General features: G+C 51.7%; 14 protein-coding genes. All 14 read right to left on the minus strand.

Features of this window, described 5'->3' with window-relative positions; genetic code table 11:
• A complete protein-coding gene (coaBC, locus tag ULO1_RS13785; RefSeq protein ID WP_078664830.1) occupies positions 1-1,218 on the minus strand; it encodes a bifunctional phosphopantothenoylcysteine decarboxylase/phosphopantothenate--cysteine ligase CoaBC in 1,218 nt (405 codons plus the stop codon).
• Positions 1,218-1,412, minus strand: coding sequence for a DNA-directed RNA polymerase subunit omega (gene rpoZ, locus ULO1_RS13790; RefSeq protein ID WP_200806975.1), 195 nt, complete (start codon positions 1,410-1,412; stop codon positions 1,218-1,220). Before rpoZ ends, coaBC begins: the two co-directional genes overlap by 1 nt.
• Positions 1,409-2,020: a guanylate kinase gene (gene gmk, locus ULO1_RS13795; RefSeq protein ID WP_107753309.1), complete on the minus strand. Its 612-nt coding sequence runs from the start codon at positions 2,018-2,020 to the stop codon at positions 1,409-1,411. Before gmk ends, rpoZ begins: the two co-directional genes overlap by 4 nt.
• A 1-nt stretch (position 2,021) precedes the next feature.
• Positions 2,022-2,315, minus strand: coding sequence for an extracellular matrix/biofilm regulator RemA (gene remA, locus ULO1_RS13800; RefSeq protein WP_078664832.1), 294 nt, complete (start codon positions 2,313-2,315; stop codon positions 2,022-2,024).
• A gap of 13 nt (positions 2,316-2,328) precedes the next feature.
• Entirely contained in the window at positions 2,329-3,207 is an 879-nt protein-coding gene (locus ULO1_RS13805; RefSeq protein ID WP_078664833.1) for a YicC/YloC family endoribonuclease, read from the minus strand.
• Positions 3,208-3,280: 73 nt separating this feature from the next.
• Positions 3,281-3,583 (minus strand): AzlD domain-containing protein, encoded by a 303-nt coding sequence (locus ULO1_RS13810; RefSeq protein WP_079906618.1) that lies wholly within the window; start codon positions 3,581-3,583, stop codon positions 3,281-3,283.
• Positions 3,559-4,278 carry an AzlC family ABC transporter permease gene (locus tag ULO1_RS13815; protein WP_078664835.1) on the minus strand — a complete coding sequence of 240 codons (720 nt, stop codon included), beginning with the start codon at positions 4,276-4,278 and terminating at the stop codon, positions 3,559-3,561. Before ULO1_RS13815 ends, ULO1_RS13810 begins: the two co-directional genes overlap by 25 nt.
• Positions 4,241-5,401: an MFS transporter gene (locus ULO1_RS13820; protein WP_079933766.1), complete on the minus strand. Its 1,161-nt coding sequence runs from the start codon at positions 5,399-5,401 to the stop codon at positions 4,241-4,243. The genes ULO1_RS13815 and ULO1_RS13820 overlap by 38 nt, the downstream gene beginning before the upstream one ends.
• Positions 5,402-5,455: 54 nt before the next feature.
• Positions 5,456-6,196 carry a trehalose-phosphatase gene (gene otsB / locus ULO1_RS13825; protein WP_079906616.1) on the minus strand — a complete coding sequence of 247 codons (741 nt, stop codon included), beginning with the start codon at positions 6,194-6,196 and terminating at the stop codon, positions 5,456-5,458.
• A complete protein-coding gene (locus ULO1_RS13830; RefSeq protein WP_079906615.1) occupies positions 6,162-7,616 on the minus strand; it encodes a trehalose-6-phosphate synthase in 1,455 nt (484 codons plus the stop codon). The genes otsB and ULO1_RS13830 overlap by 35 nt, the downstream gene beginning before the upstream one ends.
• Before the next feature lie 13 nt (positions 7,617-7,629).
• Entirely contained in the window at positions 7,630-9,807 is a 2,178-nt protein-coding gene (locus ULO1_RS13835) for an amylo-alpha-1,6-glucosidase (RefSeq protein WP_079906614.1), read from the minus strand.
• Positions 9,776-11,002 carry a glycosyltransferase family 4 protein gene (locus tag ULO1_RS13840; protein WP_079933767.1) on the minus strand — a complete coding sequence of 409 codons (1,227 nt, stop codon included), beginning with the start codon at positions 11,000-11,002 and terminating at the stop codon, positions 9,776-9,778. Before ULO1_RS13840 ends, ULO1_RS13835 begins: the two co-directional genes overlap by 32 nt.
• Positions 11,003-11,192: 190 nt before the next feature.
• Entirely contained in the window at positions 11,193-12,368 is a 1,176-nt protein-coding gene (locus ULO1_RS13845; protein WP_079906612.1) for an LL-diaminopimelate aminotransferase, read from the minus strand.
• Between the two features lie 12 nt (positions 12,369-12,380).
• Positions 12,381-13,229, minus strand: a complete 849-nt coding sequence (gene dapF, locus ULO1_RS13850) for a diaminopimelate epimerase (RefSeq protein ID WP_078664842.1) — start codon at positions 13,227-13,229, stop codon at positions 12,381-12,383.
• Positions 13,230-13,293 lie beyond the last annotated feature (64 nt).

The raw sequence follows: 13,293 nt of genomic DNA on the forward strand, positions 1-13,293 counted from the left end.
CTATTCCTCCTCTCCCAGGAGCTGAACTATCTGGTCAAAAATCCGGGCTGCTACTTCCTGTTTACTTAATAAAGGCCAGGAAATGGTTGCGCCATCGGGAAAAATAAAAGTTACCTCATTGGTATCACTGCCAAAGCCACTGCCCGGGCGACTGACATCATTTGCAACTATAAAATCCGCCCCTTTTCGCCGTGCTTTTTCCGCTCCATTGGCCAGCAAATCATGGGTTTCAGCAGCAAAACCCACCAGCACCTGTCCCGGCCGTTTCCGGGCTCCCAGTATGGCCAGAATATCGGGGTTTTTCTGCAAATGCAGTACCCAGTCCCCGTCCCCCTTTTTCACTTTCTGCTCTGCTACCTGGACCGGACGAAAATCGGCTACTGCAGCGGCCTTGATAATTACATCCATCTCCGGGGCTCGACTTAATACGGCCTCAGCCATCTCTTCTGCCCGCTCCACCCGGATGAATTCCGCCAGTCCAGGAGGAGGAGCCAGCTCCACCGGTCCCGAAACCAGAACTACCTGGCCCCCCCGCCTGACCGCCTCTGTAGCCAGAGCGTAACCCATTTTGCCGGAACTGCGATTGGCGATAAAGCGAACGGGATCCAGCGGTTCCCTGGTGCCACCGGCGGTAATCAGGACTTTGCGCCCGGTCAGGTCTCTTTTGCCCTCCAGGTCCCAGCAAATTAAGGCTGCCGCCTCGAGGATGGTATTTACCGCTGCCATCCGGCCTTTACCTTCATAGCCACAGGCCAGGCGACCACTTTCCGGTTCAACAATTCGTACCCCAACTGCCTGCAGCTTTTCCAGATTAGCCTGAACCAGCGGATTTTCCCACATGTGGACATTCATGGCCGGTGCCAGCAAAATGGGGGCCCTGGTTGCCATCAGCACCGCTGTCAGCAGGTTATCAGCCAGGCCATGGGCCAGCTTGCCAATGGTATTGGCCGTAGCTGGTGCCACAATCACCAGCTGGGCCCAGTCCGCCCAGGCGATATGCTGCACTTCCCAGGCTTTTGGCTCAGCAAACATATCCAACCCAACCGGCTGCCGGGACAGGGTCTGCAAGGTCAGGGGTGTAATAAATTTTTGAGCTGAAGGGGTCATAATAACCCTGACTTCAGCTCCTGCTTTCACTAATTGGCTGACCAGGTCCGCCGCCTTATAGGCTGCGATCCCGCCAGTGATGCCGACAATTATTCTTTTCCCCTGCCACATTACTTGATCCCACTCTTGGTTCGTTCATATTGTAACCTATCGGCTGCAATTTCCTCCAGTGCTCTGGAAACAGGCTTGGTGCCAGCAGAGCTCTCCGGGTAGGTCAGCATACGGGCCCGTTTGGCTGCAGCTACCACCAGGGTGTAGCGGCTATCCACCTTTTTCAGCAGAATATCCAGCGAAGGTTTATTCATGATTCTCCACCTCCAGTCGGTAAGGTCAAGCGTTGTACGCGGCATTTTTCCGCTATGATAATGGCTTCCAGTTTTTCTACAGCTTTTTCCACCAGATCATTGACAATACAGTAGTCATATTTTTTGACATAACTTAGTTCCGTCGCAGCACAGGCCAGGCGTTTCGAAATACTTTCCGCCGACTCCGTGCCCCGGCCGGTAATGCGTTTTTTCAGTTCTTCCATTGACGGAGGAAGAATAAAAATAAAAATAGCTTCAGGAAACTTCTCCCTTATCTGTAACGCTCCTTGAACATCGATTTCCAAAATCACATCTCTACCGGCGGCAAGATTATCCAGCACGGCCTGGCGTGGAGTTCCATAGTAGTTGCCGCTTTCGTAAACCATGGCCCATTCCAGCAGTTCTCCGGCAGCGATCATTTCTTCGAAACGTTCCCTGGTGACAAAATAATAATGAACCCCGTCTATCTCTCCCGGCCGCGGTTTACGGGTAGTAGCCGAAACCGAATACGCTACTTCAGGATGTCGTGCCATCAGGGCCCGGCAAACGGTGCCCTTTCCGGCACCGGATGGACCGGATATCACCAGTAATAAGCCCTGTCCGGTCATCCTATTGTTCCTCCGTCTCATCATCTTCAAGATCAGCTATGGCTGCCGGGGCCTCCTTGGCCATCAGCCGATGAGCTACCGTTTCCGGCTGTACTGCTGATAAAACGACATGATCACTGTCAGTAATGATCACCGCCCGGGTACGCCGGCCATAAGTGGCATCAATCAGCATGCCCCGATCCCGGGCTTCCTGGATAATCCGCTTGATGGGTGCTGATTCCGGACTGACAATCGCTACAATCCGATTGGCAGAGACAATGTTACCAAAACCGATATTCACCAGTTTAATCTCCACGCCAACAGCCTCCTTACTCCAGGTTTTGCACCTGTTCTCTGATTTTTTCGATCTCGGTTTTCAATTCAACTACCAGTTTGCTTATAGTTAAATCCCCTGCTTTGGATCCAATGGTATTGGCTTCTCTGTTCATTTCCTGCACAAGAAAATCCAGTTTGCGCCCTACCGGCTCCCGGGCCTTTAAACACAACCGGGCCTCCTGGTAATGGCTGAATAAGCGCACCAGCTCTTCATCAATTGCTGCCCGTTCTGCCAGCAAAGCGATTTCCATAGCCAATCTGGCTTCATCAACTGGTACTTCGCCCAGCAGTTGCTGCACCCGCTGTTGCAGGCGTTGACGGTATTCCTCTACCACCAGGTGAGCCCGTTCCTTGATGCGATTGGTTATGTGTTCACAATCACTGAACTTTCCTTCCAGATCCTGTACCAGCTTGGCCCCTTCCTGTTCCCGCATCCTGACCAGATTGGTCAGAGCTATATTTACAGCCTGGGCCAGATAAGGCCAGAACTGTTCCAAATCCGCTTCCTCCTGGTCCAGAGTGATTACATCCGGCCAGCGGGCAATCTGGGTCCAATCGAATTCCAGAGGCTGCCCCAAAAGCCCAGCCAGCTCTCTCATTGCATTATAATACGCCAGGGCCAATCCTTTGTCAACTTTTACCCCTTTCGCCTCTTCCCCGGTATCTTCTATATTGATGAAGACATCGATCCGGCCCCGGGCCACTCCTGACTGGACCAGCGACCTGACTTTATCTTCGATCGCCGCCCAGCCCCTGGGATAGCGAACAACCACCTCACAGAATCTATGATTCACCGATTTCATTTCTACTGTAAATTTTTTGCCAGCTCCCAGTCCTTCCCCTCGGCCGTAGCCTGTCATGCTTTTGACCAAGCGCAGCACCGCCTTTTATACAATCTTAACCATAGTTTTGCCTACATAGTTCGACTTAAATCACTAAAATCCTTCACTGAATTAAGAAAAAAGTAGTGAGCACTCCCGCCGTTACTGCCAGCATCAGGTTTCCTCCCAGCCAGGCAGTGATGGCAGCGGCCAAAACCCCCAGAAATCCAGCAGCCGGTTGCTGGGGTATAGCCTGCCAGGCCCCCGGTGCCAGCAAGGCCCCAAGGGCAGCATATGGTAGATAGGATAAAAAACGTTGTAAAGATAGGGGCAACCTGATTCCAGTCAGGATGGTTAGCGGCAAGAGCCGGGGCAAATAAGTTACTGCTGCCATGCCTATAATCAACCAGAGGTAGTGGCCCGACATCTCTCTTCCTCCCTTCCTCTTTCCATTACCAGAGCAAAGGCTGCCGCTGCCACCATTGCGATAATCAAATTCCAGCCCCCCGGCAATCTGCCCAGATATGAAAGACCGGTATTGATTAGCCCCGCCAGGGCAGCTACCATCAGCAAGCGAGCAGATTTTTTCCCTTCCGGTACTAAAATGGCCGCAAACATGGCGTAAAGACCAATAGCCAGACTGTTTTGCCAGGCCGGGGGCAAACCATCTCCCAGCAGATAGCCCGTTACCGTACCCAGTACCCAGGCCAGATAAGCCGTCCCTTCCAATCCCAGCAAAAAGGAAAAATTTAGCTTTCCCTCTCTAGTCATAGCCAGGGCAAAGGTTTCATCGGTGATACCAAAAGCCACCAGGGCCAGCCGCCAGAAACGGCGATCTTCCAATCGGGTAGAAAGGGCCGCACTCATCAAGAAATGGCGGAAATTCAACAGCAAGGTGGCCAGAATAATTTCTCCGGAAAAAACCCCGGCCTTAATCAGGTTAAGGGCCATAAACTGGCTGGCCCCGGCAAAAACCAGGAGGGAAAAAAGAGTTGCTTCCAGGCCGCTGACATTAATGGCTTTGGCCATAAGGCCAAAGGCCATCGCCACCGGAAAATAGCCGACCGCAATGGCCAGCCCCGCCTTACAACCGGCGCGCCAGGTCAGTAAGTTTGCCTTCATTCCTATCTCCCACTCTTTCTCTTTCTTTTTCTCCCTTCACCGCCTGCGGTACCGCTACCAGCATGCCAGCAGCTGATAAAGCAGCTGCCAGAAACATCACTCCTCTGTAACCCCAGAACTGGGCCACCAGACCTCCGAGAAAGGGACCGAGAGTGCCGCAGAGGTTAAGGGTTGCCGTGAACAGGCCACTGGCTGTTCCCCTTTCCTGCCCGGAGCTGAGTACCAGCAACAATGCTCCTACATACAGGCCTGACCAGGCTATACCCAGCAGAATCTGGGCCAGAATCAATAACTCTAACCGCGTTACCAGCCCATAAGTTAAAAAAACGAAAATAGAAAGGATTTGACCAAAAGCAAAAATTTTGACAGGATCATAATGATTAAGATGCCGCATTACCAGAAATTGTACCGTAAAATTAATCCCCCACAAAATCCCGGTCCAGGTTGGTGACAAACCGAGGGAGTTGAAATAGAGAGGCAAGATGATCCAGACCGCCGCCGCCCCCAGCTGGCGTAAAAAAATAGCCAGATAGACCTTATATTCCCGCCGCAACACCTTGAGCCAGCCGGAAGAGTCCTTCTCTACCTTTTTCCCGATTTGCTGCTCACCCGGGGGCAGATACAGGCTGAGGAGCCAGGACAGGGCACAAAAAAAGGCTCCGCTAAGAAAAATCAGCTCAAATCTTTTTAATACCGCCGCTGTTGCAGCTCCGCCAATCCAGCCCAGGGAGCCATAAGAGCTGAACTTGCCCATATCGGCCCCTGCTTCAAAGGCATAGGCCACCAGCGCGGCTGTGGTAACTCCCAGAGCCAGCCCTACCCCGGCCCGAACCAGCAGCAAGACCAGATAGCGCTGGGCCAGTAGCTGGGCCAAAAACATCAAAGTGCTGAAAAACAGGCCCCAGCGCACAAAAATTAATTTGCCACGGCGGTCTGATTGTTGACCGGAGGCAAGGGAAGCAACAAGATAAGCGCCACCATACGCAGCCCCAATCAGGCCAACTTGAAAATCAGTAGCTCCCAGCTTTTGACCCAGCAAAGGGATAAAAATTACCGACCCCTGGATAGCCGTATTTAACAAGAAATTAAGGATACTAGTTAAGAATAGGATTTTTTTCTGCATTGTAATCGCCGCCCATTGCTTTTGATATCAGTCTAAATCTATCCGGGGTAATTGTCAACAAAAAAGACAGGAAATCCCTGTCTTTAATAATTGGCGTACTTCCCGGTAGTCCCGCAGGCGAAAATGAGCTGCTGTTGGCCGGGGCAGGTCCGCTACCAGAATACCCGTACCCCGCCGGGCCAGAACCTGGAAAGCTGATTCATCAGTGACATCATCTCCCAGGTAAACTGGCCAGAAATCGGGCCAGCGCTGAAGCAGGCGTAACAGGGCATTGCCTTTACTGGTACAGGCAGGTTTGAATTCCAGTACCTTTTTTCCTGATAATACTTCCCAGTCTGCCGGAAGCCACTGTCTGACCTGGCTGAGCAGCTGCCGTATTTTCTCTGTAGCCAGCTGAGGCGGTGCCAGCCGGTAATGAACAGCCAACCCGGTTTGTTTATACTCCAGTAAAAACCCGCATTCTCTGGACATAATTTTGTCTGCCATCTCCCCAATGCGAGCTGCCACCGCTAAGACGGCTGCAGAATCAAAGCAGTTTTCCACCTCTCCCCCGGGCCATAGGATTTGCCCACCATGGCCACCGACCAGACAAAGACCAGGAATGGGAAAAAACTGCTTAAGCTGTTGCAAATCCCGGCCGCTAATGATGGCGATAATTTGCTCCTGTTTTTCTGTCAGTTCTGTGAGCAGGTCCAGGAGCTGCTGGTCCGGTACTGCCAGCTCTGGCTTTTCCCGCAAGGGAACCAGAGTGCCATCATAATCAGTCATTAGCAGCAACTTCCGGCTGCTCCGCATTGTTGCTCATTCCTTTCACCTGCTGCCACCACCACTCTAAATCCTGTTCTCTAATAATCCGCATCATGCTACTTAGGCGCTGCTGCTGTTCCGGCAGAGGCATTTCCAGACCGCGTTTAATTTGTTCTGCCATCTCCCGGGGATGATAGGGATTGGCCAGCAGAGCACCTTTTAGCTGCAAGGCAGCACCGGCAAAAGGACTGAGTAACAGTCCCCCGGTGCCTCGGGCTTTAGATGCTACATATTCTTTAGCCACCAGATTGAGCCCATCCCTGAGAGGAGTGACTAAAGCCAGATCTGCTGCCAGGTAGTGGGCCACCAGTTCCTGCCTGGTCAGAGAACGATAGAGATAGCGGACCGGCACCTGATAATCGGTGGTAAATAACCCATTGATTTCTCCCACCAGTTTCTCGATTTCCTGCCGCAGGCTCTGATAGGCTGCTGTCTCTACCCGGCTGGGAACAACCACCTGTAACAGAGCAACTTTACCCCTTAGCCAGGGGTAATTTGTCAGCAAATGAGAAAAGGCCTGCAATCGCTGGGGTATACCTTTGGTATAATCCAGTCGGTCTACACCCAGCAGCACATAGTCGCTTTGCAGAGCGAGGCGAATTTGCTCTGCCTTGCCTTTGATCTCCTCCCTGGCTGCCAGAGTCAGATATTCCCGCCAGTCAATCCCGATAGGGGCAGCAATAACCCTGATTTTCCGCCCTCCCCAGTGAATAGTGGAGTTAAGATAATCCACCCTTGCCCGGAGGATTTCCTCCACCGCCTGCAGAAAGTTGCGAACATAACTTTCAGTATGAAAGCCTATCTGGTCACAGGCCAGCAGGCCGCGCAGGATTTCCCCCGCCCAGGGTAATGTTGCAAATAATTCCACTGGTGGAAAAGGCACATGCCAGAAAAAGGAGATAGAAAGAACCGGCCGTTGCCTGCGGATCAGTGCAGGCAATAGGGTAAGATGATAATCATGTATCCATACCCGATCGTTATGGCTGCTCATTTTGACCACAGTACGAGCAAATTTTTCATTGACCCGGCGGTAGAGCTGCCAGTAGTTTTCTTCAAACTGAACCTTTTCCAAAAAACCATGACAAAGAGGCCACATAATGCTATTGGAAAATCCATCATAGAAGCCTTTAATTTCTTCTGACGATAAAACTACTTCAGCAAAAAGATATTTACTCTCTCCTTCCGGCAGGGGTAACAGGTGGCCTGGCTCCTGGCCACAACGGCCACCCCAGGCTACCCAAATCCCCCCTTCCCGTCTTAATATCGGCTCCACTGCCGAAACCAGGCCACTAACCGCCGGGATTATCTCCAATCCGCCCGGGGTCTGACGCAGAGTACAGGCCCCCCGGTTGGAAACTACCAGCAACCGACCTCCCGTCTTACCACCAGAAAAAGACAGCTGAGCCATGGTTTCTCACCCCCTAGGCAAAAATCACTTGCACCTGGCCAGTTGTACCAGTGACTCCACAATAGGTTTTACCATTTCTGCGGGTGAACTCCAGGTCTACTCTGCCTTCTCCTACTCTGATATTCTCAAGCCGCAAGGTTTTCAGAAAATCTGGTAACAGGGGTTGCCGGACAAAAATCTGGTTACCACGGCATTCTACCCCCAGTAAGGCCCTGAGGAGCAAAAAGATACTGCCCACCGCCCAGGCCTGCGGATCACAGGCAATGGGATATTTGACCGGGCCAGCATTGCCCCGGCGGGTAAAGCCGCAGAACAGTTCCGGCAGACGGGACTGGGGAAAATACTCGGCCGCAGCAAAGAGAGTTTCCGTCAGATAACACAGTCTTTCCAGTTGCCCGGCTTGCCGCAAGCCATAACCGATAATGGCATTATCATGGGGCCAGACTGAACCATTATGGTAACTCATAGGATTATAGGCCTTCTCCCGGTCACTCATAGTTCTAATTCCCCAGCCAGAAAAGAGGTCAGGGGCAAACAGGCGCCTTGCCACCTTGTCGGCATACTCCGGTGGCAGGATACCGGTAAACAGGCAATGGCCAGGATTGGAAACAATGGTTTTGAGCTTCCGTTTCTGGCCATCTAAAGCAAAGGCCAGAAATTCCTCCTCCAGCAACCAGAAATCCTGCAGGAATTTAGCTTGCAAACTCCGGGCTCTGGCCAGGAGCTGCTCTCCTAATGAAGGCACTCCCAGCTGCTGGTACAAAAAAGCTGCTTCCCGCAGGGCCAGGTAATAATAGCCCTGCACCTCCACCAGAGCAATGGGACCGGTGGGAAGCTGGCCATCAGAATCAATAACCCCATCCCAGGAATCCTTCCAGCCCTGGTTAATGAGGCCCCTTTCTGACTGACATTGATATTCGATATAGCCATCCTGGTCCCTGTCCCCGTAAACTTCACACCAGTGGATTGCCCGTTCCAGATTGGGCCGCAGTTTTTCCAGCAGCTCCCGCTCACCAGTCCAGCGGTAGTAAGCCGCCAGTAAGATGATAAACCAGAGGGTAGAATCCACTGAACCATAATAAGGAGTATGGGGAATTTCTCCAGCCCGGGCCATTTCCCCCAGACGCAATTCATGCAAAATCTTGCCAGGCTCTTCATCCCGCCAGGGGTCAATTTTTTCTCCCTGATAGCGGGCCAGGAAAAGCAAAGTTTCCCGGGCCAGCCAGGGATTGACCAGCAGTGTTTGCCAGGCAGTAATCAGGGAATCACGGCCAAAAGGTGCAGCATACCAGGGTATCCCCGCTTCCAGTACCGCCCCTTTGCCGGGATAATGGGTCGTCAGGGCCCGTAAATCTGTAATCCCTACTCTCAGCATCTGGTTGAAGCGCTGATTGTCAGTAATGATATTGATGCAATCCTGAATCCAGTCCCGGTAGGATTGGATTAAAAAACCGGCTGCCTTCTTAAACCCAAGATCCCGGGGTAAAGTCTCCTCCTGCCGGCGGCTTTCTTCCAGCCAGGGTTGGATTTTCAGGTAAAGGTAGTATTTTTTCTGGGGCTGTAGCACCAGCTTATACTCAGCCCAGGCCAAAGTACCCTCTTCCCCTATCCTGGAGGGAGCAGGAGCAAAATATATGCGCGTTTTACGCACTACCCCATCCTGACCCTGATAACCAAGGCTGATTTCCTGGTGGGAAAACTCCGGTTTTAGTCTTTGCCCTCTAACCTGCCGCCTGGTTCCTCTGACCTCAAAGATATCGGCAAAATCCGCCCCCAGGCGAAAGCGCAAGGTTAGTTCCACAGGATACTGGTTGAAATTAATAAGACGTAACCGCTGGTAAAACCCATCTCTTACCAGCCGCAACAAGCGCAAATGGATAGTATGCAATGGTACCAGCTGGCCCTTGCTGACAAAGTCCTTGTTGGTCAATTCCACCTGGGCAATATGGCTGTCCCGTACAGAGCGGGAAAGAAAAATTGGTTCTGTTCCGTTCAGTCGCAGCTCCAGACAGCTGAGAAAACGGGTATCAGCATAATAAAATCCCAGCCCGCCTGTATCCTGACAGGGGATTTCTCCCCCGGGCAGGGAGTTCATGAACATCTGCCCTTCCTTCAGTATTTCCACACTGCTGCGAATATCCTCCGGGGCAATCCGAAAATCATCCTGCCTGGTAAGGTTGCAACTGTTCATAATCTACCCCTTTGCCTCTGCTAACTTTTTTATATACGGCCAGTGTAGCTTCTGTCATCACTTCCCTGGTCCAGAACTTTTCCACCATCCTGCGCCCGGTCTTACCCATCTGCCGGCAGGCAATAGGATCAGCCAGCAAGCGGCAACAGCGTTCTGCCAGGGCGCGGGCATCTCCCATGGGCACGATATAGCCATTGATACTGTCTCTGACAATTTCCGGCATGCCCCCTGCCCGGCTCACGATGATGGGCCGCTCAGAAGCCATACTTTCCAGCATGACCAGACCGAAAGGTTCCTCAAAACAGGAGGGATAAATACAAAACTCAGCTGCCTGGTAAACCACGGGCATTTCCGACCAGGCAAACAACTTCACAAAAACATGGTCCTGCAGCTGAAGCTCCTCAATTAAATCCATGATCTGACGCACATGTTTCTGCTGATGCGAGCCCCAGTCCACCGTTTTACTGGTGCCTGCCAGGACCAGTAAAACCCCGGGAAATTCCCTGCGGATTTCCGCCAGGGCCTGAACACTGATGTGGCAGCCTTTATCCAGACTCATGCGAGCAGGATGGAAAATAACCCGCCGCCCCTTAAACTGGGGATAAATCCGCTCAATTTCCGCCAGGTCCTTGCTACCAGGCGGAACAAAGCGGTTAAGGTCAATGCCATGATGAATGACTGTGATTTTTTTCTCTTCATAGCCAACACGAATCATTTCTCTTTTAATATAGTGACTGACAGCAATAATAGCATCCCAGGCCTGAGCCCGTTTGTTCATCTCCTGCCAGGTGGGATCGCTATCAGCCCAGACGTTGTGACTGGTCAAAATCAGGGGAATACCATATTCCTTTTTTAATTCAAAAAGAATATCAGCATGAACAGGGCTGAAGTAATGCATGTTATGGACATGCAGCAGATCCGGTTTGAACTGTTCGATAAAGTTTTTGAACTCTGTCCGAATCTCTTCCGCCCTGGCGGCGATGATTTCAGGATTGAGGCTGTTTAAATCCAGTAAAGGGGTTCTTTTAACTTTCATCCCTTCATATTCAGCCATTTCAGGCTCTCCTGGAACAGCTCCGGTCAACAGGCTCACCTGACAGCCTTTTTCCACCAGAGCCGGGCCCAGCATGGCCAGATGGCTTTCCACCCCGCCGATAATGGGCGGAAAGGCCCAGTGAATTTGGGCAATTCGCATGTTTTCTCCCTCCCTTGCTCAAAAAAATCAGGCGGGAGATGTCTCCCGCCCTGTTTGCTGCTAATGAAACTAATGTCAATAACTGCCGACCCAAGAACCTGGGAGACATTTATCAACCATTAGTTACATTATTTCCTTATTTCCTCTTTTATGACTATTATAGACAGGATATTTTTTGCCTGTCAACACCTTAAAACTCAAAGGGACCCAGGTTTTTCTTGATTCGATCAAAAGCTTCCAGCATTCGTTCTTTCTCCACAGTCAAAGCGATACGGAAGAAGCCTTCTCCATGTTCACCATAGCCATTGCCAGGGGTAATAACCACACCTGTTTTCTCAAAGACGTGTTCCGCAAAGGACATGGAAGTAAAGCCTTTCGGTACCGGAGCCCAGACATAGATGGTGGATTTGGGTTTTTCCAGCTTCCAGCCGATAGCATTCAGACCTTCCACAGCAATGTCCCGCCGCTCCTGATAGACTTTACTCATGGCTTCGACACAATCCTGGGGGCCTGTTAAAGCGGTAATAGCCGCATACTGGATAGCCTGAAATACCCCGGAGTCGATGTTGGATTTCAGCCGTCCCAGAGCGTTGATGACATCCGCCCGACCTACAGCCCAGCCAATTCGCCAGCCCGTCATATTATAAGTCTTGGAACAGGAGCCGAATTCAACCCCCACTTCCATAGCCCCCGGCACTTCCAGAAAGCTGGGTGGCCGGTAACCATCGAAGGAAATCTCCTGATAAGCGGCATCATGGCAGACGATTATATCATACTTTTTGGCAAAGTCCACTACTTCCTCGAAAAATTCCAGGGGAGCTATAGCCCCGGTGGGGTTATTGGGATAGTTCAGCCACATTAACTTGGCTTTACGGGCAACCTCCTCAGGAATAGCCTTGAGATCAGGCAAAAAGTTGTTTTCCGCCTTCAAAGGCATGATGTACGGAGTACCCCCTGCCAGCAGGGTTCCGATACCATAGACCGGATAACCCGGGTCGGGCACCAGAGCAATATCGCCGGGATCCAGATAGCACCAGGCCATATGGGCAATCCCCTCTTTAGAGCCCAGCAGGGATACTACCTGGGTTTTGGGATCCAGGCTGACCTGGAAACGGCGCTGATAATAGTCGGCTACAGCCTGACGGAAAGACAGCATGCCCACGGAAGAGGGATATTGATGGTTGGCTGGATTATGGGCTTCCTTCACCAGTTCCTGAATGATATGGTCAGGGGTAGGCCGGTCAGGGTCACCAATCCCCAGACTGATGACATCCACTCCTTCTTCTTTCGCTTTAGCGATCTGAGCTTCGATGCGAGCAAACAAATAAGGGGGTAACTGGCGAATACGCTGAGCTTCCATTACCATTTTTTCATCCTCCTATCGAACCTGGTATTTCCCTGTAAAAACAATTGTCGCCGGTCCTGTCATAAAAACATGGTTGGTGCTGGCATCCCATTCGATCTCCAGATCACCACCAGCCAGGTGAATAGTCGCCTTTCGTTCTGTTAGGTCATTGAGAACCGCCGCTACCAGAGTAGCGCAAGCCCCGGTGCCACAGGCCAGAGTGGGCCCTGCTCCCCGCTCCCACACCCGCATGATCATTTCCTGGCGATTGACCACCTGGACAAATTCAGCATTTACTTTGCGGGGAAAAGCGGGATGGCTTTCCAGCAACGGTCCTACAGTTTGCCAGGGGAAATGGGAGAGATCCTCCACAAAAGTTACAGCATGAGGGTTGCCCATGGATACTGCTGTTATATGTAAAGCATATTCCCCAACCTGCAAAGGTTCATTCACCACTGTGCCAGCCGGACCTTGCATGGGGATGAGATTTCGTTCCAGGATGGGTTCACCCATATCCACCCGGATTCCCCGTACTTGTCCGTTTTCCCCCAGAATCACTTCCGGTACCATCACCCCGGCCAGGGTTTCTACCCGGATCACCGTATCCTTTACCAGACCATCCTCCCAGGCCAGGCGGGCAAAACAGCGGATGGCATTGCCGCACATTTCCGGTTCAGAACCATCGGGGTTGAAAATCCGCATGCGCAGATGATTTTCCGGGTTTTCAGCTGGCAAAAGCAAGACCAGTCCATCTGCTCCAATTCCGAAATGCCGGTCGCAGACTGCCCGGGCCAGAGCTGCCAGGTCAGCCGGTAAGGCTTCCTGAAAGGCATTAACTACCACAAAATCATTACCCAGTCCATGCACTTTGGTAAAATTCATCACAGATTACCTCCTCTACGGAAAATATGTTATAATACCATCAATGCTTTTGCAACCTCTACCT

It is taken from the genome of Carboxydocella sp. ULO1, from assembly GCF_002049255.1.
Taxonomy (GTDB): Bacteria; Bacillota.

Excerpts from the sequence above, each read along its gene's own strand:
- coaBC (WP_078664830.1), bottom strand. The coding sequence starts at position 1,218 with ATGTGGCAGGGGAAAAGAATAATTGTCGGCATCACTGGCGGGATCGCA.
- rpoZ (WP_200806975.1), bottom strand. The coding sequence starts at position 1,412 with ATGAATAAACCTTCGCTGGATATTCTGCTGAAAAAGGTGGATAGCCGC.
- gmk (WP_107753309.1), bottom strand. The coding sequence starts at position 2,020 with ATGACCGGACAGGGCTTATTACTGGTGATATCCGGTCCATCCGGTGCC.
- ULO1_RS13810 (WP_079906618.1), bottom strand. The coding sequence starts at position 3,583 with ATGTCGGGCCACTACCTCTGGTTGATTATAGGCATGGCAGCAGTAACT.
- ULO1_RS13815 (WP_078664835.1), bottom strand. The coding sequence starts at position 4,278 with ATGAAGGCAAACTTACTGACCTGGCGCGCCGGTTGTAAGGCGGGGCTG.
- ULO1_RS13820 (WP_079933766.1), bottom strand. The coding sequence starts at position 5,401 with ATGCAGAAAAAAATCCTATTCTTAACTAGTATCCTTAATTTCTTGTTA.
- otsB (WP_079906616.1), bottom strand. The coding sequence starts at position 6,196 with ATGCGGAGCAGCCGGAAGTTGCTGCTAATGACTGATTATGATGGCACT.
- ULO1_RS13830 (WP_079906615.1), bottom strand. The coding sequence starts at position 7,616 with ATGGCTCAGCTGTCTTTTTCTGGTGGTAAGACGGGAGGTCGGTTGCTG.
- ULO1_RS13835 (WP_079906614.1), bottom strand. The coding sequence starts at position 9,807 with ATGAACAGTTGCAACCTTACCAGGCAGGATGATTTTCGGATTGCCCCG.
- ULO1_RS13840 (WP_079933767.1), bottom strand. The coding sequence starts at position 11,002 with ATGCGAATTGCCCAAATTCACTGGGCCTTTCCGCCCATTATCGGCGGG.
- ULO1_RS13845 (WP_079906612.1), bottom strand. The coding sequence starts at position 12,368 with ATGGTAATGGAAGCTCAGCGTATTCGCCAGTTACCCCCTTATTTGTTT.
- dapF (WP_078664842.1), bottom strand. The coding sequence starts at position 13,229 with ATGAATTTTACCAAAGTGCATGGACTGGGTAATGATTTTGTGGTAGTT.